This window comes from Ruegeria sp. F5, from assembly GCF_056533845.1.
The window spans coordinates 223,169-245,726 of sequence record NZ_JBQFOU010000001.1; the positions used below are offsets into that span (position 1 = coordinate 223,169).

Genomic DNA, 22,558 nt, shown 5'->3' on the forward strand with positions numbered 1-22,558 from the left:
GCCGCCGGACCCGGCAGCAACCAGATTACTCGGCGGCGATGGCACGGCTGGCATCGGCGTGGCCTGCCATCGGAACCCAGTGCAGATCCCGCTGATACCGCCATGCCAGATCGCCATTTTCATCCATCGCGATCAGGTGTAGCCAGCGGTTGTCGAACAACGCCTTGACGCCTGCGTGGCGTTTCAGGATGTCGTTCATGGCCTCACGCGGGGCCTCGATGATCACCGACAGGCGCAGCGGGTCGTGTTGGAACCCTTCTCCGTCATGCACCGATTGCCAGGGCAGACCGGGGCGCAGAGCTCCGCCATTGCCCTCGATGACACCGATCCCGCCCACAACGTTGTGCAGCAGCTTGTTGCCGCCGCCGAACAGGGCGGGCGCAACGGTCGAGCCGTAATATTGCAGGCTGATCCAACTGGCGACCACGACCGGAGCGGTCATGATCAGTTCCAGCACGCCAAAGCCGTCATCCGCGCGCCAATCATAGCTGTGCAGAAAGGACTGACCCGAGAGGCCTGCGCCATGTGTCCGGCTGCGCGGAGCCGCAATAAAAGCACGACACCCGGCGAGGCCCCATTCGGGGCGCAGCTCGGCCCAGTCGATGGCGCGGCGGGCAATGTCGCTTGCGTCGCTGGCCCGGGGCAGGCGGTCGGCACGCTCGGCCCGGGCCATTTGCCCGGCCGCTTCCAGCCAACCCTTTAGCTGAGCGATGTCCTTGGTCCATTGACCCACCGGTTGATCGTGATCGAACAGGGTCACCTTGTCCGTCGTTGTATGATGCAGAGCTGGCAGAAACAGCGTATCCGCCGGGATATCGATACCCGCTTGCCGCAAGCCATCGCGGACGGCGCTGTCATTCAGCAAAGCGGCCAACAGGCAGGCACTGACGTCACCGGCGTACCCTCCGCACGCGCCACATTGCAATGCGCTTTCGTGGGGGTTGTTGGTCACATCGGCCCCGTGGCCCGCCAGCATGACAATTCTGGCGAAGTTGCCGGTCAGGGACATGGCGGACAGAATGCTCTGCGCCATGTCGACGCGTGTTTGCAGATCAATCGATGAATCAAGCTGCGGGGCCGGGTCACCTTTCTCCGGTTCTGATTTGAACGCCAGCGCATCGCGCAGCAGCTTTCCGGCATAGACCGGGCCGGTCGCCTCGACAAAGGCAAACGAAGATACGGCGGCCAGCTTGAACCGGCCCCAGGCGCGTTTGGCGCGGGCTGTGTAGCGGCGGTTGAGATCGGCTTGGGTTCCTTCGGCGGCTTTCGATGAGACGCTTGGGTTCAACAATGCAGGCCCGCGCAGTTCGGTCACGTCCGAACCGGCGGCCTTATGGGCGCTGGCGAGGCCGAAGAACCCTGCGAAACCAATGGTCTCGATCCCTTCGCCCTGCGCCTCGAGCGCGCGGCGGAAGACCTCGGAGCGGACGTCGATGCAGAACGCGGCCTGAACCTGCGGCCGGCCTTCGGTCTTGCGGGGGGGATGCGTGGCCAGAGTGTGCGCCAGCCTGCGCTGTTGCACACGCTCGGCGACATCCTGCAGAACCACGTCGATCATCAGATCGCGGGTTGGCATCACTGGGGCTTCATGCTGTGCGATGGTCCCGGCCCACCGGTCGGCAATCTGGTCGCGGTAGAGGGTGAACAGAGCCTCTTCGAACACCAGCCGAATGGCCAGAAGCTCGGTAATAGTCGTGTCGCTCTGACCTTCCAGTTCGGCCTGCCACAACAGGTAACGAGCATATTGCGCCCAGCCGCCCAGCGTGATCAGCCAGCGGTGGAAGGCGGTCCCAGCCGCCTCGGGCGTTACACCAAGCGTTTCCGAGGCGCGGCCGATGGCGCGCCATTGCGACCGGTTGGTGCCCGCCACAAACGCGCCGAAGCCCTTGAGCCCGTGAATCTCCAGCGTCAGATCGCGCGAGGCGAACTCGCGCCAAGCGCTGTAGGCCCCTCCGACACGGCTGGGTTGCCACAGGGCCTGACCCTGATCGAAATGGCTGGCGGCCCAAGCGCCGATCCGTTCGTCAATCAGGCCGGGCCAGTCGATGCCCGACACCTCGGCGGCCAGATCGGCGACGGTGGGCAGGGGCATAGGGGTGGTCGGCTCCGCCGTAAGCGCTGACTTCACTTCGTTCAGGCTGGGCAGATCAAAACGGTTTTCCGCGTTGGCCAGCGCGTCAATCAAATCCTCATCCAGAATATCGCCTGCGTTCAGCTTTTCGGCAAAAGCGGCGCGGTGCGGCGTGATGCGCGCACCCGCGACGCGGGCAAGGCGGGCGGCGGTCACGGTCAGCGGCTCGTCGGTTTGGCCGAGAAACGGGTTCACCGCGACGTTCGCGGACAAAGGGAACAGCGGCGGTATCTGACGCACCGCGTCATTGGCAATCGCAACCAGTTCCAGCAGTGCGGCGGGATAGCTTTCGTGTTTCATATACATTTTCAGGCCCCCGTTTAAGCCGTTTGCCGTCTGGACCATTCGTCCAGCAGCCGATCGAAGATTGCGTTTGCGTAAAGCCCGTTCGACAGATGCACCCGGATGCCTGCCGCCGCAGGGTGCGACGCCCAAAGCGGGAAGGTCGATTGCGCCAGCGCGACCGCGCCAAAGCTGACAAGGGCCAGCACGATCAGCGCCCATTCCAAGGGTCCCGGTGCCGGGGTCGCGGGCAGCGTGCCCGCCGTCACATGCTGGGCCGCGACCTGCAGTACGAAATAGCTGACCGAGGTCAGACCGGCATAGATCACCGTGCGACGGGTCAATGCGCCCGGTGCCGCGTCGGCAAAGCCCTGCGCCAGCAGATAGGCGACGCCGAAGATCAGGATCACTCCCAACGCGATGGCCTGCATGGATTTTCCGTCAATTCCAAAAACTGCGGCCACAACCCCGTAAATCAAGATGCCGGTCGCAAAGGCCAGCAGCACATTCCGCGCGCTTGGCACCGCAACAGGTCCGGGCCGCCGGATCGCCGCCACGTTGCGCACGGCTTCACCGGCGCTGAGGAAGGCATGTGCCTTGTACAGCGAATGCGCCACGATATGCAGCAAGGCCAGCGGAAACAGCGCCAGACCGCACTGCATGATCATGAACGCCATCTGGGCAATTGTGGACCACGCCAAGGATGTTTTCACCGCGGGCTGTGTCAGCATCACCAGCCCGCCGAACAGAGCGGTGAACCCGCCCAGCATCACCAGCAGGGCCATGATACCCGGAGCCACCAGCATCACATCGGCGAAGCGGATCAACAGGAACCCTCCTGCGTTGATCACCCCGGCATGCAGCAGGGCCGAGACAGGGGTTGGGGCCTCCATCACTTCGGTCAGCCAGCCGTGGATCGGGAACTGGGCCGAGGCGGTGATGGCCGCCACCGCAATCAGCAGCGCGGCGATGATGGTCATCGCATCAGGCTGCGCGGTGGACAGGATCGCCGGGATATCGGTGGTTCCGTACCCCAAAATCAGAAGCAGAACAGCCAGTGCCAGCGCGCCATCGCTGATCCGGGCGACGACGGCCTTTTTGCGGGCCGCGCGCTGTGCGATTGTGCGGTTGGGATAGAACAACAGCAGTTGGTGCAGGGACAGGCTGGTGGCAATCCAAGCCGCCAGTAATTGTATCAGGTTGCCGGACATCACCAGCAACAGGACCGAGGCCAATGTCACTGACATCCAGCCCGTGAACGCCCCCTGCCGCGCTTCGCCATCCATATAGGTCGCCGAATAGCGCAGAACGACCCACCCGATGAAGCTGACCAGCACCAGCATCGTGGCGCTGACCGCATCCAGCCGAACCGACAGGCCGACGCCCCAGACCCCGATCAGCGCCGAAGTGCCTGCGCCAAGCGTTATCAGAAGCAGGGTCGAAAGCGCCGACATGCCAAAGGCGGCCAAAGCAGCCCATTCCGCAAGTTTCGGCACCTTGCCGGGGCGCAAACCGGGATTGCGGTCAGCATGATATGCTGCAGCCAGCAGAATCAGCGGGCCAAGCAAGGGAATAAGCAGGTAAGTCACAGGGTACACTCCTTGATCTTTCAGGCTGAGCCAGCCCGTCGGACAGGGCATATTTCAGAATTAAGCATCATAAAAATTCATTGTTCTGTAGATATCGTTCGGTTATATAGAACGATATGCCGCTGAACTATCACCACCTCCGCTATTTTTGGGCCGTTGCGCATGACGGGAACCTGACCCGGACGGCTGAGCGTCTGAATCTGTCGCAATCCGCGCTGTCCGTTCAGATCAAGGAACTGGAACAACGGCTGGGCCATCAGCTGTTCGAGCGCCGCGGGCGCAAGTTGCATCTGACCGAAGCCGGGCGCATCGCGCTCGACCATGCCGACGCGATTTTCGCAACAGGGCAAGAGCTTGTGGCGACCTTGCAGGACGAAGGAAACAGCAGGCAAGCGCTGCGTGTCGGGGCGCAGGCGACGCTGTCACGGAACTTTCAAATCGGATTTCTGCGGCCCATTCTGGCGCGCTCGGATGTCGAGGTGATCCTGCGATCCGGCAACCCCAGCGAATTGCTCGAGGGGCTGGAAACGCTGAACTTCGACCTTGTCCTGATGAACCACGAACCCGCCAGCGACAGTCTGACCCGGTTTGAAACACATCATCTGGCGGAACAGCCGGTCAGCATTGTCGGCACCCCGGTCAGGCTGGACCCAAAACGCCCGATCCGGGATTTGCTGGAAGAACAGCCCTTCATTCTGCCGACCACGAATAATTCCGTCCGCACGGCGTTTGACGCGATGGCCAGCCGCATGTCGGTGCGCCCGCACATCGCGGCTGAGGTGGACGACATGGCCATGATGCGCCTGCTGGCGCGCGAGGATATCGGGCTGGCCCTGGTGGCCCCAATCGTGGTTCAGGACGAACTGTCCTCGGGCCGGTTGGTCGAAGCGCAGGAGCATCCGCGCATAAAGGAGAACTTCCACGCCGTGACGCTCAAACGGCGCTTTCCCAACCCGCTGGTTCGGCAATTGCTGTCAGACGGCCCGGAGTGATCAGCAGTCAGCCGACCCTGCACCACACGCAATCATGGTCGGAAAGCGGCGTCCCGTCATCTGAGATTGAGGTCAGGACACCCTTGTCCCGGCAGGTCAGGTCTCGTCCGGCCAGCCAGTCCAGCTTCATCACGCGCGTGGGGTGCGGCGTGATCAGGCTGGGGCGGGTCGTCGGGCCGTCTGCGGTGAACTCCCAGGAATAGCCGCGCGTCCTGGCAAGGTCGAACAGGGTTTCCTTTTGCCAGTCGAAATCGGGAGGCAGGTGGTTGCCGGTGTTCAGATCTCCGCCAATCAGGATCGGCATATCGGGGGCAAAGGCGTCGATTGCATCCAGCAGGATTTCGAATTGCCCATGACGGTGCGGCGCGCCAGCGTTGCTTTCCAGATGGGTTGAGACAACACAAACAGGGCCGTTTTCGGTCGGTACCACTGCGGCAATAGCCATACGGCCCCCGACGCGCGGCTGGTCCGGGTCAACTGTACCGTCATCGCTGCAAAACCAATGGCCGTGATCGTCCAGCCGGATCAAAGCGGTGCGCTCAAAAGGAACCGAGGACAGGATCGCGTTGCCGTGCCAGCCCAGCGTGTTGAAATCGTCCTTGCAGAAATGCCGCTCGGTCGGGCCGCCCAGATCAAGCTCGTGGAACTCGACGCCAAAGGCGTAGGCCATGCCCAGTTCAGCGGCCATCACTTCGGTCGTGTGACGCTGCGCGGTGCGGGCCATGCCGTGATCGACCTCGGACAGCAGGACAACTTCAGGGGCGATCTGTTGCAGGTGGGCCGCCGTCGCTTCGGGGAACAGGCAGCGTTCCACATTCCAGGCGGCCACGTTGAAATCAGCGGGCAAGTTTGAACGACTTGCCGCACCACCCAATTGCAGGGCGTTCATCGCGTCTAAGCGGCGCAGCAGGTCGCGATGGGCCTGCGCCGTGCGGGGGGCGGACAGGATGCTGGCCCGCTGATCTTCAGTCACGGCGGGCAGATCGTCCACAACGTTTGTGATCAAAGAACTTTTCCCGTTTCCGCATCAAATAGCCGGACCGCATCGGGCCGGAGCGAGACCTGAGTCTCGCCGATCTGAGCCTTGTGATCCTTGCTGACCATCACGGTAAAAGGCTGACCGCCAAGCGCGCCGTGCAGCAGGCGGTGGGCGCCAAGCTCTTCCAGGATGTCGACCCGAAACGGGACCGTGCCCTGTTCGTTCAGTTCGATATCCTCGGGCCGGATACCCAGAGTGACCGGGCCATTCGCAGACTCGGGCGCGGGCATCAGGCCGTCATACCCGTTGATCCGGACCTGCCCCTGATCCACCTGAACCTCGATCAGGTTCATCGGCGGCGCGCCCATGAACGAGGCCACGAAGGTCGAGGCCGGGTTGTGGTAAATTTCGGACGGTGTGCCGATCTGTTCGATCTGACCCGCGTTCAGAACGATGATGCGGTCGGCCATTGTCATGGCTTCGACCTGATCGTGCGTCACATAGACGGCGGTAGTGCCGAGGCGGCGCTGCAGAGCCTTGATTTCGATCCGCATCTGGTTGCGCAGCTTGGCGTCGAGGTTCGACAGCGGCTCGTCAAACAGGAACAGCGCCGGGTCGCGGACCACGGCGCGGCCCATGGCAACACGCTGACGCTGACCGCCCGATAACTGCGCCGGTTTGCGATCAAGGTATTCCGTCAGGTTCAGCATGGTTGCAGCGTCCTGAACCTTGGCGTCAATTTCAGCCGCCGGCATGCCCCGGTTCTTGAGCCCGTAGCCGATGTTTTTGCGAACGGTCATATGCGGGTACAGGGCATAGTTCTGAAACACCATCGCGATGTCCCGATCCGCCGGGTCCACATCGTTGACCACCCGGTCGCCAATTTTCAGCGTGCCTTCGGTGATATCCTCAAGCCCTGCAATCATCCGCAGCAGGGTGGATTTACCACAGCCCGAGGGCCCGACCAGAACGACAAACTCGCCGTCCTGAATGGTGAAGCTGGTGGTCTCGACCGCCTTAAAGCCGTTTGGATAGACCTTGCGGATGCCCTCTAATGAAACCTGAGCCATGCGCGTATTCCTTATTTGTCGGATTCTGTGAGGCCCTTGACGAACCAGTTCTGGAAGAAGATGACGATGGCCACAGGCGGGATCATCGCCACGATGGCCAATGCCAAGGCCTGCCCGTGTTCGGGGATCTGACTGTCGGTATAGGACAGAACGATCTGCTTGATCCCGCGCACCAGAGTAAAGAAGCTTTCATCCGTGGTGATCAGCGTCGGCCACAGATACTGGTTCCAGCCAAAGACGAACATGATGATGAAGATCGCCGCGATCATCGTCCGGCTGAGCGGGACAAGGATGTCGATGAAGAACTTCCACGGGCCTGCGCCATCGATGCGCGCGGCTTCGGCCAGTTCTTCCGGCACCGACATAAAGAACTGGCGGAAGAAGAACGTGCCGGTGGCCGATGCGATCAAGGGTACGATCAGTCCGGTATAGGTGTTGGTCAGGCCCAGCTTCTGGATCGCTTCGTACGAGGGCAGGATCCGCACCTCGAGCGGCAGCAGCAGGGTGGTGAAGATGACCCAGAAGGCCAGCGTGGCGAACCTCAGCCGGAAATAGACAATGGCATAGGCCGCCATCATCGAGATGATGATTTTCCCGACCGCAAAACCGATGCCCAGAATGAACGAGTTCATCAGCATCAGCGTGCCGTCCACCGTCTGGGTAAACCCGCCTTTTTCAAACATGGCAGCGTGGAAATTCTTGCCCAAATCATCGCCAAGGGTCAGTTGCAATCCCTGGCGGTGGATCGTCACCGCATCATGGCTGGCCGTGGTCAGCGCCAGCAGGGGCGGGAGGATCATCAGAAGCGAGCCCAGTATCAGGACCACGTGATCTCCGACCGTCTCCCAGCGAATTCTGCGGGTACGGCGGGTGGCGGTGGGCGTCTCGAGTGTTGTTTCAGCCATCGATAGCCCCCCTCAGGTATAATGGATCCGGCGTTCAACAAGCCGGAACTGGAAGATGGTCAGAATGAGTACGAGTACCATCAGAACAACCGACTGTGCCGATGAACCGCCAAGGTCATTGCCACGGAACCCGTCCAGATAGACCTTGTAGACCAGTGTCATCGGGTTATTGCCGGGCTCACCCTTCATCAGCGCATCAATGATGCCGAAAGTATCGAACATGGCGTAGGTGATGTTGATGATCAGCAGGAAGAAGGCGGTCGGCGCCAGCAGCGGGAACGTAACCTGCCAGAACCGGCCGGTGGCCGAGCGGTTGTCGATCATCGCCGCCTCTCTGACGGAACGCGGGATCGATTGCAGCCCGGACAGGAAGAAGATGAAGTTGACGGGAATCTGTTTCCAGACGGATACGATAATCATGGCCGTCGCGGTTGCGTTGTAGTTCACGCCCAGTTTGAAATCCCAACCAAAGAACCCGAAGAACTTGGTCATTGCTCCTGTGCTCTGATCAAAGAACAGGATGCCAAGAAAACCGGCGACCGGCGGTGCGATGGCGTAGACCCACATCAGCAGCGTGCGATAGGTCTTGGCCCCGCGGATTACTTTGTCGGCCTTGACCGCCAGCAAAAGGGCAATGGCAAGCGAGAAGAACGTGACCAGAACCGAGAACACCACGGTAAACCACGCGATGCGCGTGTACTGACTGTTGCCCAGCAACGAGGTGTAGTTATCCGCACCCACAAAGGTCGATCCGAACCCGAACGGGTCCTGCAGAAAGAACGAGGATTGCAGAGCCCAGCCCGCGGGCCAGTAGAAGAAGATCGCGATGATCATCAGTTGCGGCAGCAACAGCGCCACCGGTAGCCAGATATTGTCAAAGCCCGCGCGTTTCATGGTCCGTCCAGTAGAAAAGAGGGATGGCCGCGCCCTGAAAGCGCGACCATCTTGGGGGTGATCCGGGGCTTAGCCCTGGGTCTTGGCGAAGCGGGCCAGCAGTTCGTTGGCTTCCTCTTCGATCGTCTTGAACGCGGTTTCCACGTCGGTTTCACCGGTCAGGATACGGCCATATTCGCGGTTCATGATGTCGCGGATCTGGACGTAGAAGCCCATGCGATAGCCTTTGGTGTTGTCGCCTGCTTTTTCCTGCAGCTGATTCACGCCAACTTGGGCAGCCGGGTAACGGTCATAGTGGCCGTCTTTCTTGGCAACCTCATAGGCCGCTTCGGTGATCGGCACATAACCGGTTTCCTGATGCCAGAAATACTGGGTGTCAGGCGCGGTCAGGAAGCGGAAGAATTCGGCGGTCGCCTTGTTTTCCTCATCCGATTTTCCGGCCATGGCGAACAGCGCTGCACCACCGATGAAGGTTTGTGTCGGCTCAGCGGTCACGCCTTCCCAATAGGGCAGTTGAACGGCGCTGAATTCAAACGGCAGGTCTTTCTGCAGCAGGCCACCGAAGGACCCCGATGAGCCCAGCCACATGGCGACTTTGCCTTCTTCGAACGGCTTTGCGTTGTCGCCCCAGCCGGTGCCGTACCATTCGAACAGGCCGTTTTCTTTCCAATCGTTTACCGCGGTGAAATGCGCCTTGATGGCGTCATTGTTGACCAGGATCTGGGTGTCGGTGCCGTCATAGCCGTTGTTGTTGGTTGCAAACGGCAGGTTGTGGCGCGACATGAAGTTTTCGGTGAAGATCCAGGGCAGGTGCGACTGGCTGAGCGCGATATAGCCCGCGTCTTTCAGGGCCGGAGCGGTGGTCGACTGGAACTCTTCCCAGGTTTTCGGCGGGGTGACGCCTGCGGCTTCCAGCGCGTCAACATTGTAATACAGGATCGGGGTCGACGAGTTGAACGGCATGCCGATCATCTTGCCGTCGCTATCGGCGTAGAAGTAGCGCACACCGGCGATGTAGTCATTGATGTCGAAGTCGACGCCATTGTCAGCCAGCAGGTCCTGAACCGGAACAGTTGCGCCTTTGGCGGCGATCACGGTCGCGGCACCGGCGTCGAACACCTGCATGATGTTTGGCTGTTCACCGGCACGGAAGGCGGCGATGCCGGCGGTCAGCGTCTCTTCGTAGCTTCCCTTGTAGATCGGAGTGATCTTGTACTCGTCTTGCGAGGCGTTGAATTTCTCAGCCACCTTGTTGACGGTTTCCCCCAGCTGACCGCCATGAGCGTGCCACCAGGTGATTTCGGTTTCGGCAAATACTGCAGTCGCGGTGAAAGCGAATGCCGCAGCAGTTGCGCAGAACTTGAGATTGGTCATGTTGATTCTCCGGTCCAGTAATGGCGCTGGCGATGCCGCAACTCGCGTCATCGCGCCAGATTACGGGAGGTCTGCCCCCCAAAAGTGAATTCAAATGCACGCGCCGGTAGATCCGAAAATCGGCCCCGATGTGCACACGTGGTCACATACGCGTATCATATGACGGTTTTTTGAAACTTTCCTAGCAATATTGACAAATTCGGCCAAAAAAGGGGAAGCCTTGGATGTGAGTGACGACGTGATCAACCCAGCCGAGAGGCCGCGCCGGGTAACCGCGCAAGCCGTTGCAGATGCGGCGGGCGTGTCGCGTTCGTCGGTGTCGCGGGCGTTTACGCCCGGTGCCTATCTCGATGCGGATAAACGGAAAAAGATTCACGAGGTCGCGACTCGCATGGGCTATCAACCCAACGCTTTGGCGGCGGGTCTGAAAGGCGGGCGGTCGCATCTGGTGGCCGTTTTCGTGGGCAACATGCGCAACACCTACGATTCCGAGTTCGTCAACCGGCTGGTGGGTGAACTCAACGTTCTGAACAAATGGCCGATCCTGATCGATGGCGGTGACGCGCGGGCCGAGGCCGCGATTGATCAGGTTCTGCGCTACCCGCTGGACGCTCTGATTCTGCGGGGCGGCAGCATGCCCGGCGCGCTGGTCGCACAATGCAGCAAATTTGGTGTGCCCATGATCTCATCCGGTCGAATCGTGCACGCGCCGGGCGTCGATAACGTGTGCTGCAAGAACGCCGAAGGAACGCGAATCGCCGCGCAGACTCTGGTCGAACGGGGCCGTAGGAAATTCGGGTACATCGCTGGCGCGTCCTGTTTTGCTTCCTCAGCCGAGCGCAGATCGGGTTTGATCGCCGCTCTTGACCAGACGGGCCTGCCCCTGATCGCGGAAGAGGCCGGAGAGTTCACCGTCGAAGCCGGGTACCGGGCCGCGATGAGGATGCTGCAAGATCACAATCTGGACGCGCTTGTCTGCGCCAATGACGCCAGCGCCATCGGTGCCCTGACCGCAGCGCGCGAGCTTGGCGTGGATGTACCGGGGTCCCTGTCGATTGTGGGGTTTGACGATATCGAAATGGCTGGCTGGCCGATGTTCAATCTGAGCACCGTGAACAACCCGATAAACCAGTCGGTCGAGCATGTTATCCGGTTGCTTGAACGCAGGTTGGAAGACCCCGCCAGCAAGAGTGAAACGCTGTTGATCGACCCGTTTTTTGTCCCGCGCGGCACGCACTAGCGATGTCAGTCGCCTTTGGCCGATTTGAACAGGTACAGGAACACGAAAAGCGATCCGATCGACGTGGTCACGATCCCCACGGGCAGTTCCTGCGGCGCAAGCAGAAGCCGGGACAGGATATCGGACAAGGTCAGCAGAATCGCTCCGACGATGGCAGAGGCCACCAGCAGGTTGCGATGCAGGGTGCCTGCAATGCCCCGGGCGATATGAGGGACCATCAGGCCGACAAAGCCGATCACACCTGCGACCGACACGAAGCTGGCCGTCGCAAGCGCGGCCACAAAGAACATGCTGAATCGCAGGCCCTGCACGGGAATGCCCAGCGTGGCGGCGGTGAAGTCTCCGGTCAGCAATGCATCCAGCCACCGGCTGCGGTAGAGCGCATAGCTGAGGATCAGCCCCAGCCCGATCAGGACCAGCGGGAAGGTTTCCCACCGGGCCAGACCCAGCCCGCCCAGCATCCAGAAGATCACCGAATGCGCGGCGCGGCTGTCTCCGGCGAAGATCAGATAGTTGGTGATGGCCGAGAACAGGAATGACACGGCCAGTCCGGCCAGGATCAGCTTCTCCGGCGCGCTGGTGCGCAGGCTGTGGACCAGCGCCAGAACAATGCCGGATGCAATCAGGCCGCCGCAGAACGCGGCCAGCGGTAAGGTCCAGATGCCCAGAACGTCACCGGTGACAGTGATCACCAGAACCGCGCCCGCCGCGGCGCCCGAGGACAGGCCAAACAGAAACGGGTCCGCCAGATCGTTGCGCGTGGTGGTTTGCAGAACCACGCCAACAACGCCAAGCCCGGCCCCGATGACGGCGGCAAACAGGGCCCGGGGCAGGCGCAGATCAAACACGATCCGGTGCATGGGCGACATTTCACCTTCGGTCAGACCGGTGCCGAGGCCAATCGCCGTGATGACGTCCTGCACCGGGATCGGTGTTGTTCCGTAGACCACGGACAACAGCAAAAGGGCGATCAGAACGACCGCCCCCAGCAGTATCAACCGGCCCGTTTGGGCCATATCAGTTGCTCACCGGATGCATGGCCCTTGTCATCTTCTCGATGGCGTCGATGTTGGCCGGTCCAGGGGTCAGCTCTTCGTAGCGCAACCCGATCCAGCGTTTGTTCCTGACCGCATCGGTCTGCGACATCACCGGATGTTCCTGCAGGAATTTGAACGTGTCTTCCGCCCCGTTGCCGGTCTGATAGTCCAGCAAGACCAGGAATTCCGGGTTTGCGGCGGCAACAGCCTCCCACGAGGTGCGGCCCCAGCTTGTGTCCAGATCATGGGTCACGTTCACACCGCCAGCAGCCGTGATCATCGCGTCGGGAATGGCGAATTTTCCGGCGGTAAAGGGCGCATCAGCAGGCCCGTCCAGCAGGAAGACACGCGGCTTGGTCACGTCTGCGGTTTTGGTCTTGATCGCGGCAAGCTGTTCTTTCCAGCCGGACACCAGCGCCTCGGCCCGGTCTTCGACATGCATCACCTTGCCCAGACGCAGAACATCGTCAAACAGCAGGTCCATGCTGGCTTCGGGGCGGTCCTTGTCCAGATGCACGCAGCTTTCGGTCAGGATCATGGTCTTGATGCCGAAGGGGGCCAGTGTGTCGGGCGTGACATCTCCGCCCGGTTTCATGCCGTAATACCAGCCCGCGAAGAACAGGTCGGGTTCTACCGCGACGAGGTTCTCGATCGTCGGGTATTTTGGCGCGAGCTCGGGGATATCGCCGCGCTGCGCGTCGAAATCGGGGCTGGTCTTGTACCAGCCTGTGATGCCGGTCAGGCCAACGATCTTGTCCTGCAGGCCAAGCGCAAACGCCATGTCGGTCATGTTCATGTCATGCACGACCAACCGCTCAGGCTGGGTGTCAAACACCAGCGGTTCGCCACAGTTATCAACCGTAACTTCCTGCGCCGCCGCGCCGCTTGCCAGACCGGTGATCAGCACCACGGGCCAGAGTTTCTGCATCATCCTAAATCCTTTTGAGGTGACAGTTTGCGTTTTCGGATATCGAGCGCGGGGATCACGCGGCCTTCGTGCTGAAAGCACAGGTAATCCACGCCAAAGGTTTCGCGGACGCGGCCCGGTGTCAGCACCTCGCTCACCGGTCCAAACCCAGTCAGGCACGTGGCTTTCATCAGCGCGACATGGGTCGCAAATTCCGGGATCATGACCAGATCGTGGACGATCATGACGACCGTCACGCCCAGTTCGGCCACCAGCGACAGCATGTGTCCCTTGGCGTCAGGGTCCAGATGGTTGGTCGGTTCGTCCAGAAACAGCAAAACCGGGTTTTGCGCCAGCGCCCTTGCGATATGGGCGCGCTGCCTTTCCCCGCCTGACAATCTGCCCAGCGGTTTTTCCGCCAGATGGAACAGGCCGGTGACATCCAGAACGCGGTTCAGGTCGGTTGCGTGGTCAGTGGCTGATCTGTCCGCTTTGATCGGGATCTGACCCAGCGCCACATATTCCCGCAATTGCAGCCGACCATCGGGAAATTCCTGTTGCCCCACCACGGCAATCGTCCGCGCCCGCTGTCTGGCAGAGAGGTTCCGCAGGCTTTGACCCTGAATGCGGACATCGCCAAGGGCCATACGTTCGGCCCCGCATAACAGTTTCAGCAGCGTGGTCTTGCCCGCGCCATTCGGTCCGGCGATGGCCAGGATCGAGCCTTCTTCCAGGCTGAACGAGGTGTCCTGCAGCAGCATATCCCCGTTCAGGGCGTAGTACCCCAAACCCTCGGCCACCAGAAAACTCATGAACCGTCCTCCGACGGCAGACGGGGCATGCGCGACAGAGTTTTAGTGAGCAGGGCAGGGGGGCGTTCGGATGCGCTGGTCCAGCCATCTGCGCTATCACGATATTGGCGGGCAAAGTCGGCCAGCGCCGTCAAGTCCTTGTCGGTCTGAATGTCGCCGAACAGATACTGGGCCTTGCCTGCGGCCTGCAGGCCAACGGTCATGGGCCGTTCGCACCCGGCCATGCAGGCGATCAGGCGGGTTTTGAAACCGTCGGGAAGCTGTCGGTCCAGAGCGTCTTTTGCTGCGTCCGCCGACACAGGCCCCTGACAGGTCTCGCAGATCAGAACGTAGTGATCAGTGTCGTGCGGCATTCTTCGCTCCGAAAAATGCCAATGGCGGACACGTGGTGCCGGTATCTTGAACACGCAAGCGTGCCATCAAAGCCTCCTTCCAGGACACCCCGCCCCGGGTTGGTTGAACATATGATGGCAGGTCTCCTGACTTGCGGGTCGTCGCTTGGTCAACCTTCCCGGCCTTTTGGCCAGTGGTGATTTGACGTCGCTCTCCGCCTACAGTTGCGGGGGCAGTCACGGCTTTGGCCTGCACAGGCCGCACCATATTCCCATTTTCGTCCCTCGGGCGCGCCGTCGGGAACCATCCCGTGCAGCTAGTCCGGGGATAGAATAATTGTCAAGAGTCTCGATCCAGCCGGGGCCGGCGCCTGTCAGTAATCTGCGACCAGAAGGAAATCGGGCTCGGCATCTTCTTCGATTGTCGCAAAGCGCGGGATCGGGTCTTCAAACACGTTGTCGGTGCGGTCGTCATTGACGGTCGAAACCTCGCCGATCAGACAGTCACCGCGTTCCGCCCAGAACGCGTGCCAGATGCCCGGCATCAGCGTGACGCTTTGCCCCGGGGCAAGCCGCAAAAGCTCACCGGGTTTGATCGTGACGGGGCAGCCATCGCTGGGCACGATGACAGGATTTTCCCGGTCGATCCCCCCATCTTCATCCGAGGCGTAAATCTCCATCACCAGATCGCCACCGCCCCGGTTGATGATGTCTTCGGCCTTTATGATATGGCGATGCATCGGGGACAATTGCTTGTCGCGCGAGATCAGCAGCTTTTCCGCGTATAACATCCCGCGCCCGAGGCTGAGGTCATTGGCGTCGCCGTTGCGCAGGGTGAACAGAAACAGGCCCAGTTCATCAAATCGGCCCTGACCGTAATCGGTTATGTCCCAGCCCAGATTGCGGTCCCGTATGCCCGCCGCCTTTTCGCTGCGCATCTGGTCAGGGGACCAGTCGGCAAAAGGGGGCAGCACGGCACCGAAAGAGTAAATGAACGCCTGCGCCTCGGATTTGATGCGGTTGATGTCGGATCGTTTCATGGTTTTGCCCTTTTAAGGGGTTAAAGCTCGTGCGCCCAGGGCGGGTTTGCCCCGGCGCGGGATACGGTGACGGCTGCTACGGCGGCACCGGACGACAGGGCGGCGCGAAGACTGTCGGCATTGAGCGCGCGAATACCGTCTTTGGTCAGATGTCCGGCGCGATGCAGTTCGGCCAGAACCCCGGCATTGAACGTGTCGCCAGCACCGACCGTATCGACAACCTCGACCCGCTGAACCGGTACGGAGACCTCGGTTCCGTCCGACAGATACCCTGTGGCCCCTTCGCCACCTCTGGTCACAATGACCACCGAAGGCCCTGCCTGCAGCAAAAGCGGCACTTTCTCGGCCAGGGTTTCCGGGCCGGGGACGATCCAGTCCAGATCCTCGTCCGAGACCTTGACGATATCCGCCTGCGCGATCATCCGGTTCAGCCGCGTGCGATACCGGGTCTGGTCCTGAATGAACCCCGGGCGAATATTAGGGTCCAGCATGACCGCGCGGTTTGCTCCATGGCGGTTCAGAAGGTCGGCATAGGCGTCGGCGCAGGGCTCGCAAGCCAGGCTGATACCACCGAAATACAGGGCCGATACGGCGGTTAACTGATCCGGCATATCCTCGGCGCGCAGCATCCGGCCAGCGGTGTTTTCATCGACGAAGGTGTACGAGGCGTGCCCGTCCTTCAATTTTACGAAGGCCAGAGTACTGGGGCGTTCGGACCGAATGACATGCGCGGTGTCCACATGGCTGTCTTTCAGCGCCTGCGCCAGTTGATCGCCGAACATGTCCGAGGACAGACCCGTCAGCATGGCCGCCGGTGCGCCCAGCCGGCCAAGGGCAATTGCCGTATTGAAGACCGCCCCGCCCGAATGCGGCACAAACCCGCTTGCGCCCGAGGTTGTGGGCTCGGCGATCATGTCGATCAGGGCTTCACCGCAGCACAGGATCATCCCGAATTCCTTCCGCAAAAATAAGTTCAGGCGGCCAGTCTACCGCGCGAGCGCATTTTTGCAGAAATTGTTAGCGCCAACAATGCCAAATTCGGCCTGTTCCGACACATACAGGTTCATCGAGCGGCGCAAATCGCTGAACCGCCCGCCCGCGTTGAAAGCCGCCCGGAACGTATCGCCGAAAAGCCAGCGGTTCTTTTCGGCCACACCGCCGACCAGAAACACCCCTCCGGTCGGCATCAGCGTCATCGCCATGTCGCCCATCAAAGCCCCCAGATGCCATGTGAACATCTGTGCCGCTTTGGCGGCGATGGGGTCAGAGCCATCGCGGGCATCCTGCAGAATGTCCTTGGCTGTCCGCACCGGCGTGTCGGTTTGGCCACTTGCTATGCCAACGGCCTGATAGAGGACCGGCAGGCCCGTGCCGCTCAGGAACATTTCAGCCTCAAGCATCAGGCTGTCGTCAAAGAAACTCTCGGGCGAGATGCGGCGGGCGGCGTCGAACACATCCACCTCATCCCGATGGCGCGGAGACAGGCCCACATGGCCGCCTTCGCCCGAGGCAGTGTGATAATGACCTTCCGAATACAGCAGCGCGCCAACGCCCAGCCCCGTGCCGGGCCCCACGACAAGGCGGGTTCCTGTTGGCGGCGTGTCGTGCCCTTGCAGAACCGCCACATCGGCGCGTGTCACCTCGGCCACGGACCAGGCAGCGGCGGTGAAATCATTGATGACAAACGTATTCTTCGCGCCTGTGGCCTGCGCAAGCTCGACCTCGGACAGGTCAAGATGGGCGTTGGTCAGGCGGATCACGCCGTCCCGCACCGGCCCGGCCCCGGCGGCCACAACCGCCTGAGGGTCGGTTCCGATGTCGTCGCGCAGGCTGTGAAACGCCTCGAGCAGATCAGGCAGAGACCCGGTCGGATGCTTACGCAGATCGACCAACTCTCCGTTGGAAACCACGCCAAGGCGGGTGTTCGTGCCACCGACATCCGCAACAAGATTCCAGTGCTCATGCACCGCACCTGCCGGTTGCGCCAGCGGTAGGGAAACCTTACTGGCACCCAGCATCGATTTCACGGCATGGAACGAGGCTTTGGGGGTCCGCTCAAGCGTTTCGAAATCCACATCCACCAGACCAAAGCGTTTCTCGTAGCCAAAGGCCCATTCGTAATTGTCCAGCAGCGACCAGATGAAATAGCCATTAACGGGAACGCCTTGATTCAGTGCGTCCTGTACCGCAGCCAGATGGCTGTTCAGATAGTCGATCCGGTCATCATCCTGCCCCCTCTCGGGGCTGGCCATGCCGTTCTCGGTCACCAAGAGGGGCAGGTCCCCGGTGTATTCCCGACACGTCCGCGTCAGGAAACGGGTCAGGGCGGCGGGGTCGATTTCCCATCCCATCTGGGTTTTGGGCAGCGTGCCCGGAACCTCGGTCAGACCGGGCCATGCGGTACCCGCCGGGGCGATCAGCTTGCGGGTATAGTAGTTCAGCCCGCACCAGTCGACCGGCGTTCCAATGGTGTCGAAATCATCCTGCCAACCGGAGGGCAGATGAGGCTCCAGCCCTTTCAACACATTGTCGGGATAGGCTTTTTTGAACACGCCGCCCAGAAAGAACCGATTGTAAATTCCGTCATACAGGTCTGCGGCCTGCCGTGCCTCGGGGCTGTCATCGGCGGGTTCGGCCCATTCCAGATTGAACACGCCGCCCAGATTGGACATGCCCAACCCGCGCATCGCCTGAATGGCGCGGCCATGGGCCAGCAGAACGTGATGCATCGCGCGGGCCGCGGCGCGGATATCGCGCAGACCCGGCGCGTGGTGGCCTTCGAAATGGCTGAGCCAGCTTACGCACCAGGGTTCGTTGATCGGCGCGACAGAATACATCCGGTCGCCGATGCGGCCCATGATCACCTCGGCAAAGTCGGCAAACCATCCGGCGATATCCCGGTTCCGCCAACCGCCCAGATCGGCCAGTGCCGAAGGCAGCTCCCAATGATACAGCGTCGCGCAGGGGCGAATGCCGCGTTCCAGCAGCGCGTCGGCCAAACGGTCGTAATAGTCCAGACCGGCTTGGTTGACCTGACCGCGCCCCTCGGGCAGCACGCGGGCCCAGCTGGTCGAAAACCGGTAGCAATCGAACCCGGCCTCGCGCACCAGATCGAAATCCTGTTCGAACCGGTTTAGATGATCGCAGGCCAGATCGCCGTTTTCTTCCCGAACCACGTTGCCCGGTGAGGCCGCGAATGTATCCCAATGGGTCTGACCCGCACCGCCCTGCGCGTGGCCTTCGATCTGATAGGCCGAGGTCGCCACGCCAAAGAGGAAATCCTTGGGAAAATCGCTGCGGGCATATTTCATGTTCAGAACCTGTTAGGGGCGGGGCCGGTTGACCGGCCAACTACCAGTTCCGCCTCGAGCAATCTAGTTTTGATCGGATCGCCCGGCGATTTGATCCGTTCGATCAGCATGTCCGCCGCAAACTCACCGGCCCGCCGGACAGATGAGCGCGTGGCGGTAAATATCGGTATATCCTGACCGTTTTTCAGGTAGGACAGGTCATCGTCATGGGCGATGACCGACACATCGCGCCCCATCTGAAACCCGGCTTCGTCCAGCGCGCGGCGCACCCCGATGGCCGAGATCATCGATGCGCACAATATGGCCGTTGGCGGGTTGGCCAGCCGCAGCATGTCGCGGGTTTCGTGATGGCCATAGACCTCGGTCATTTCGGCGCTGCGCATCAGGTCCGGGTCGGGCTCCACGCCGCTTTGCTGCAACGCCTCAAGGTACCCCTCGCGCCGCCGTTGCGCGAAATCCATATCCTCGATCCCGTTAATCAGCGCGATGCGGCGATGGCCGAGATCGATCAGAAACTGGGTTGCCCGCAGGAACGAGCTTTTGTTGTTCACGTCGACCCAGTCATAGGGGACGGTGATGCCGGTCGACCGTCCATGCACGATGAACGGAACGGACATGCGGTTCAGAACCTCGATCCGGTGTTCGTTCACCTTGGGCCCCTGCAGCACGACGCCATCCACGGCACCGCGTTGAAACAGGCTGCGATACGCCTCTTCAATCGAGGTGTCATCGGCGCTGGTGAACATCATGTCGTAGCCATGTTCCGCGTATTTGCGCGCGGCACCGGCCACGAAATCCCCGAAAATCGGGTTCACCATTTCATGCTGGGATGAGCTGGGAATCACATGCCCGATCACCATGGATTTCCCTGTCGCCAGCCCCTTGGCGCGGCTGTTCGGGCGATAGCCATGTTTGGCGGCTGCGGCCTGAACGCGAACCCGCGTATCCTCGCTCACCTCGGGATAGCCGTTCAGCGCGCGGCTGACGGTTGTCTGCGACAAGCCAAGGATTTCCGAGAGTTGCTTCAGGTTCATTTCGATCTCAAAGCGCCTTCAAACGAGTGCTCTTTTCTGTATTGTGGCCAATTTCCCATTCCGTCAACCCGTTTTGCCAAGAATGTTAATATTATGGCTAAGTGGAAACAGAATGTTGACAGAGCGTGAATGTTAGCGGATAACACCAATCATCCAAAGCGCTTTGGAAAAATCCAGATGCGCATGATATCGTCGGGAGGACTATTCATGAAACACGCGCTTTATGCAGGTGCGGCGACGCTCGCCCTGATGGCAGGGGCGGCACAGGCGCAGGGTGAATTGATCCACCCCGCGGGTGAGGGAAGCTTTGACTGGGACGGCTATCAGGCCTTTGCCGATGCGACCGACCTGTCCGGCGAAAGCCTGACAATCTTCGGTCCGTGGCTGGCGGGTGAGGGGAAATCGTTCGAAAATCTGGTCGCCTATTTCGACGCGGCGACGGGGGCGAATTCCAGTTATGTGGGATCGGACTCGCTGGAACAGCAGATCCTGATCGACGCCGCTGCCGGGTCCGCACCGAACCTCACGGTCTTCCCGCAGCCGGGGCTGGCCGCGAATATGGCCAAGAACGGCTATCTGACGCCGCTGCCGGAAGGGTCGGCGGATTGGATCAAGGAAAACTTCGCCGCCGGTCAGTCCTGGGTCGATCTGGGGACATTTGAGAACGCCGAAGGCGCAGACGGCTTCTACGGCTTTTTCTTCAACGTGAACGTCAAATCTCTGGTCTGGTACATCCCCGAAAACTTCGAGGATTTCGGCTATGAGGTCCCCGAGACGATGGAAGACTTCAAGGCGCTGATGGACCAGATGGTCGAAGACGGCGAGACGCCGCTTTGCGTCGGTCTGGCGTCTGGCGGGGCGACCGGCTGGCCTGCGACCGACTGGGTCGAAGACCTGATGCTGCGCACCCAGCCGCCCGAGGTTTATGACGACTGGGTGTCGAATGACATGAAGTTCGACGACCCGCGCGTCATCGCCGCGATCGAGGAATATGGCAGCTTTACCCGCATTGACGACTACGTTGTCGGCGGCGCGGACGACACCGCGGCCATCGACTTCCGCGACAGCCCCAAAGGCCTGTTCGACAGCCCGCCGGCCTGCATGATGCACCGTCAGGCGTCGTTCATTCCGGCCTATTTCCCGGAAGGGACTGAGTTGGGCGTGGATGCGGATTTCTTCTACTTCCCGGCCTATGCCGAAAAGGACCTGGGCACCCCGGTTCTGGGCGCCGGAACGCTGTTCACGATCACCAACGCCAGCCCGGCGGCCGAGGCATTCATGGAATTCCTCAAGACCCCCTTCGCGCATGAGATCATGATGTCGCAGGACGGGTTCCTGACCCCGCACCTTGGCGCAAACCCCGAGAATTACTCGAACGACACCCAGCGCGGACAGGGTGAGATTCTGACCAATGCCACAACCTTCCGCTTTGACGGTTCGGACCTGATGCCCGGCGCGGTCGGGGCAGGGACGTTCTGGACCGGCATGGTCGACTATTCCTCGGGCGCGAAGGACGCGGCGACTGTTGCCAGCGAAATCCAGTCTTCGTGGGACGCAGCAAAGTAACCAAAGGTTTGGGGCGGTCTTCACGCCGTCCCGCCTTTCAACGGACGAGGGCGTCATGACTCCGGCACTTCAGGGCCTGCTGACCATCGCCATCGGCGTGTCGGGCTGCGTAGGCTATTTCTACCTCTCGAACCAGTTTCTGGACAAAGTCCTGTTCCCGCCGCGCGGGCCAAATGCGGGCCGCAATATCAATCGGGCGAACATGATCCGGCCCTGGCTGTTTCTGTTCCCGGCGCTTGCCGCGCTTGGCCTGTATCTGGCCTATCCGGTTGTTGAAACGTTGCGCTTGTCACTCACGGAACGTGTGCCCGGCGGCGGGTACAGATGGGTCGGTCTGGACAATTACACCCAGATGGCGGCTGAGCCGAAGTTCTGGGAAGCCATGCGCAACAACATGTTCTGGCTGATCGTTGTGCCTGCCATGTCCACGGCCTTTGGCCTGTTGGTAGCGCAGCTGACCGACCGCATCCGCTGGGGCAACTTTGCCAAATCGCTGATCTTCATGCCGATGGCGATCTCATTCGTGGGCGCCTCGGTGATTTGGAAACTGGTCTACGACGCCCGTCCGGCGGAGCAGGATCAGATCGGCATTCTGAACGCGCTCTATATCTTCTTTGGCGGGACCGAGCCGCAAACATGGCTGACGGTTCCGTTCTGGAACAGTTTCTTCCTGATGATCGTGCTGATCTGGATTCAAACCGGTTTTGCCATGGTCATCCTGTCCGCCGCGTTGCGCGGCATCCCCGAAGAAACCATCGAGGCCGCCATTCTGGACGGCGCAAACCCGTTCCAGATTTTCTTCCGCATCAAGGTGCCGCAGATCAAAACTACGATTTTGGTCGTCTGGACCACCATCACCATCACCGTGCTCAAGGTTTTCGACATCGTGTTCGCCATGACCAACGGCCAGTGGGAGACGCAGGTGCTGGCCAATTACATGTACGACAAACTGTTCCGCGCCAATGACTGGGGCGTCGGGTCCGCCTCGGCCATGGTGATCATGCTGCTGGTGGCTCCGATCCTGGTCTGGAACGTGCGCAATGCGCGCAAGGAAATGGAGTAG

At 60.9% G+C, this 22,558-nt stretch carries 19 protein-coding genes, 1 pseudogene and 1 riboswitch; of the genes and pseudogenes, 4 read left to right on the forward strand and 16 right to left on the reverse strand.

Features of this window, described 5'->3' with window-relative positions:
* Nucleotides 1-25: 25 nt before the first annotated feature.
* Together ACR0K1_RS00965 and ACR0K1_RS00970 are read right to left on the reverse strand one after the other, a co-directional pair.
* Nucleotides 26-2,437 carry a YbcC family protein gene (locus tag ACR0K1_RS00965; RefSeq protein WP_480848214.1) on the reverse strand — a complete coding sequence of 804 codons (2,412 nt, stop codon included), beginning with the start codon at nucleotides 2,435-2,437 and terminating at the stop codon, nucleotides 26-28.
* Nucleotides 2,438-2,451: 14 nt separating this feature from the next.
* Nucleotides 2,452-4,002 (reverse strand): proton-conducting transporter transmembrane domain-containing protein, encoded by a 1,551-nt coding sequence (locus tag ACR0K1_RS00970; RefSeq protein WP_480848216.1) that lies wholly within the window; start codon nucleotides 4,000-4,002, stop codon nucleotides 2,452-2,454.
* A 116-nt stretch (nucleotides 4,003-4,118) separates the two neighbouring features.
* Between ACR0K1_RS00970 and ACR0K1_RS00975 the strand changes: the two genes are divergently transcribed.
* A complete protein-coding gene (locus tag ACR0K1_RS00975; RefSeq protein WP_480848218.1) occupies nucleotides 4,119-4,994 on the forward strand; it encodes a LysR family transcriptional regulator in 876 nt (291 codons plus the stop codon).
* A gap of 7 nt (nucleotides 4,995-5,001) precedes the next feature.
* Here the strand turns inward: ACR0K1_RS00975 and ACR0K1_RS00980 are convergent, their stop codons facing one another.
* The 5 genes from ACR0K1_RS00980 to ACR0K1_RS01000 all read right to left on the reverse strand — a co-directional run bounded on the left by ACR0K1_RS00980 (nucleotide 5,002) and on the right by ACR0K1_RS01000 (nucleotide 10,216).
* Entirely contained in the window at nucleotides 5,002-5,997 is a 996-nt protein-coding gene (locus ACR0K1_RS00980) for an endonuclease/exonuclease/phosphatase family protein (RefSeq protein ID WP_480848580.1), read from the reverse strand.
* A complete protein-coding gene (locus ACR0K1_RS00985; RefSeq protein ID WP_480848220.1) occupies nucleotides 5,997-7,043 on the reverse strand; it encodes an ABC transporter ATP-binding protein in 1,047 nt (348 codons plus the stop codon). Before ACR0K1_RS00985 ends, ACR0K1_RS00980 begins: the two co-directional genes overlap by 1 nt.
* An 11-nt stretch (nucleotides 7,044-7,054) precedes the next feature.
* Nucleotides 7,055-7,948 carry an ABC transporter permease subunit gene (locus tag ACR0K1_RS00990; protein ID WP_480848222.1) on the reverse strand — a complete coding sequence of 298 codons (894 nt, stop codon included), beginning with the start codon at nucleotides 7,946-7,948 and terminating at the stop codon, nucleotides 7,055-7,057.
* A 12-nt stretch (nucleotides 7,949-7,960) separates the two neighbouring features.
* Complete coding sequence (locus ACR0K1_RS00995; protein ID WP_480611596.1) at nucleotides 7,961-8,842, reverse strand: ABC transporter permease subunit; 882 nt, start codon at nucleotides 8,840-8,842, stop codon at nucleotides 7,961-7,963.
* 69 nt (nucleotides 8,843-8,911) lie between these two features.
* Nucleotides 8,912-10,216, reverse strand: a complete 1,305-nt coding sequence (locus ACR0K1_RS01000; RefSeq protein ID WP_480611595.1) for an extracellular solute-binding protein — start codon at nucleotides 10,214-10,216, stop codon at nucleotides 8,912-8,914.
* Nucleotides 10,217-10,442: 226 nt separating this feature from the next.
* Here ACR0K1_RS01000 and ACR0K1_RS01005 point away from each other — a divergent pair, with 226 nt between their 5' ends.
* Complete coding sequence (locus tag ACR0K1_RS01005; protein ID WP_480848225.1) at nucleotides 10,443-11,456, forward strand: LacI family DNA-binding transcriptional regulator; 1,014 nt, start codon at nucleotides 10,443-10,445, stop codon at nucleotides 11,454-11,456.
* A 5-nt stretch (nucleotides 11,457-11,461) separates the two neighbouring features.
* Here the strand turns inward: ACR0K1_RS01005 and ACR0K1_RS01010 are convergent, their stop codons facing one another.
* The 9 genes and pseudogenes from ACR0K1_RS01010 to ACR0K1_RS01050 form a co-directional block, all read right to left on the reverse strand.
* Entirely contained in the window at nucleotides 11,462-12,472 is a 1,011-nt protein-coding gene (locus ACR0K1_RS01010) for a FecCD family ABC transporter permease (RefSeq protein WP_480848228.1), read from the reverse strand.
* A 1-nt stretch (nucleotide 12,473) separates the two neighbouring features.
* Nucleotides 12,474-13,421, reverse strand: a complete 948-nt coding sequence (locus ACR0K1_RS01015; RefSeq protein ID WP_480848230.1) for an ABC transporter substrate-binding protein — start codon at nucleotides 13,419-13,421, stop codon at nucleotides 12,474-12,476.
* Complete coding sequence (locus ACR0K1_RS01020; protein ID WP_480848232.1) at nucleotides 13,421-14,212, reverse strand: ABC transporter ATP-binding protein; 792 nt, start codon at nucleotides 14,210-14,212, stop codon at nucleotides 13,421-13,423. Before ACR0K1_RS01020 ends, ACR0K1_RS01015 begins: the two co-directional genes overlap by 1 nt.
* Nucleotides 14,209-14,565, reverse strand: a complete 357-nt coding sequence (locus ACR0K1_RS01025) for a DUF1636 family protein (protein WP_480848234.1) — start codon at nucleotides 14,563-14,565, stop codon at nucleotides 14,209-14,211. Before ACR0K1_RS01025 ends, ACR0K1_RS01020 begins: the two co-directional genes overlap by 4 nt.
* A 99-nt stretch (nucleotides 14,566-14,664) precedes the next feature.
* Nucleotides 14,665-14,868, reverse strand: a riboswitch (cobalamin riboswitch).
* Nucleotides 14,869-14,918: 50 nt separating this feature from the next.
* Entirely contained in the window at nucleotides 14,919-15,584 is a 666-nt protein-coding gene (locus tag ACR0K1_RS01030) for a D-lyxose/D-mannose family sugar isomerase (RefSeq protein ID WP_480848237.1), read from the reverse strand.
* 20 nt (nucleotides 15,585-15,604) lie between these two features.
* Nucleotides 15,605-16,531, reverse strand: coding sequence for a carbohydrate kinase family protein (locus ACR0K1_RS01035; RefSeq protein ID WP_480848582.1), 927 nt, complete (start codon nucleotides 16,529-16,531; stop codon nucleotides 15,605-15,607).
* Nucleotides 16,532-16,570: 39 nt separating this feature from the next.
* Complete coding sequence (locus tag ACR0K1_RS01040; RefSeq protein WP_480848584.1) at nucleotides 16,571-17,602, reverse strand: glucokinase; 1,032 nt, start codon at nucleotides 17,600-17,602, stop codon at nucleotides 16,571-16,573.
* Nucleotides 17,597-18,895: pseudogene (locus ACR0K1_RS01045) on the reverse strand (GH1 family beta-glucosidase); the annotation flags it as partial. The pseudogene ACR0K1_RS01045 and the gene ACR0K1_RS01040, both read right to left, overlap by 6 nt.
* A 2-nt stretch (nucleotides 18,896-18,897) precedes the next feature.
* Entirely contained in the window at nucleotides 18,898-19,929 is a 1,032-nt protein-coding gene (locus ACR0K1_RS01050) for a LacI family DNA-binding transcriptional regulator (protein WP_480848239.1), read from the reverse strand.
* A 207-nt stretch (nucleotides 19,930-20,136) separates the two neighbouring features.
* On the opposite strand from ACR0K1_RS01050, the gene ACR0K1_RS01055 reads away from it, so the two are divergent.
* Nucleotides 20,137-21,495: an ABC transporter substrate-binding protein gene (locus ACR0K1_RS01055; protein ID WP_480848241.1), complete on the forward strand. Its 1,359-nt coding sequence runs from the start codon at nucleotides 20,137-20,139 to the stop codon at nucleotides 21,493-21,495.
* Between the two features lie 55 nt (nucleotides 21,496-21,550).
* Nucleotides 21,551-22,558 carry a carbohydrate ABC transporter permease gene (locus ACR0K1_RS01060; protein ID WP_480611586.1) on the forward strand — a complete coding sequence of 336 codons (1,008 nt, stop codon included), beginning with the start codon at nucleotides 21,551-21,553 and terminating at the stop codon, nucleotides 22,556-22,558.

Bases quoted from the DNA above. Each gene is read 5' to 3' on its own strand.
- ACR0K1_RS01000 (WP_480611595.1), bottom strand. From the start codon at position 10,216: ATGACCAATCTCAAGTTCTGCGCAACTGCTGCGGCATTCGCTTTCACC.
- ACR0K1_RS01020 (WP_480848232.1), bottom strand. From the start codon at position 14,212: ATGAGTTTTCTGGTGGCCGAGGGTTTGGGGTACTACGCCCTGAACGGG.
- ACR0K1_RS01015 (WP_480848230.1), bottom strand. From the start codon at position 13,421: ATGCAGAAACTCTGGCCCGTGGTGCTGATCACCGGTCTGGCAAGCGGC.
- ACR0K1_RS01035 (WP_480848582.1), bottom strand. From the start codon at position 16,531: ATGATCCTGTGCTGCGGTGAAGCCCTGATCGACATGATCGCCGAGCCC.
- ACR0K1_RS01060 (WP_480611586.1), top strand. From the start codon at position 21,551: ATGACTCCGGCACTTCAGGGCCTGCTGACCATCGCCATCGGCGTGTCG.
- ACR0K1_RS00985 (WP_480848220.1), bottom strand. From the start codon at position 7,043: ATGGCTCAGGTTTCATTAGAGGGCATCCGCAAGGTCTATCCAAACGGC.
- ACR0K1_RS01025 (WP_480848234.1), bottom strand. From the start codon at position 14,565: ATGCCGCACGACACTGATCACTACGTTCTGATCTGCGAGACCTGTCAG.
- ACR0K1_RS01040 (WP_480848584.1), bottom strand. From the start codon at position 17,602: ATGCTGGGTGCCAGTAAGGTTTCCCTACCGCTGGCGCAACCGGCAGGT.
- ACR0K1_RS01030 (WP_480848237.1), bottom strand. From the start codon at position 15,584: ATGAAACGATCCGACATCAACCGCATCAAATCCGAGGCGCAGGCGTTC.
- ACR0K1_RS00975 (WP_480848218.1), top strand. From the start codon at position 4,119: ATGCCGCTGAACTATCACCACCTCCGCTATTTTTGGGCCGTTGCGCAT.
- ACR0K1_RS01010 (WP_480848228.1), bottom strand. From the start codon at position 12,472: ATGGCCCAAACGGGCCGGTTGATACTGCTGGGGGCGGTCGTTCTGATC.
- ACR0K1_RS01050 (WP_480848239.1), bottom strand. From the start codon at position 19,929: ATGAACCTGAAGCAACTCTCGGAAATCCTTGGCTTGTCGCAGACAACC.
- ACR0K1_RS00990 (WP_480848222.1), bottom strand. From the start codon at position 7,948: ATGGCTGAAACAACACTCGAGACGCCCACCGCCACCCGCCGTACCCGC.
- ACR0K1_RS01055 (WP_480848241.1), top strand. From the start codon at position 20,137: ATGAAACACGCGCTTTATGCAGGTGCGGCGACGCTCGCCCTGATGGCA.
- ACR0K1_RS00965 (WP_480848214.1), bottom strand. From the start codon at position 2,437: ATGTATATGAAACACGAAAGCTATCCCGCCGCACTGCTGGAACTGGTT.
- ACR0K1_RS00995 (WP_480611596.1), bottom strand. From the start codon at position 8,842: ATGAAACGCGCGGGCTTTGACAATATCTGGCTACCGGTGGCGCTGTTG.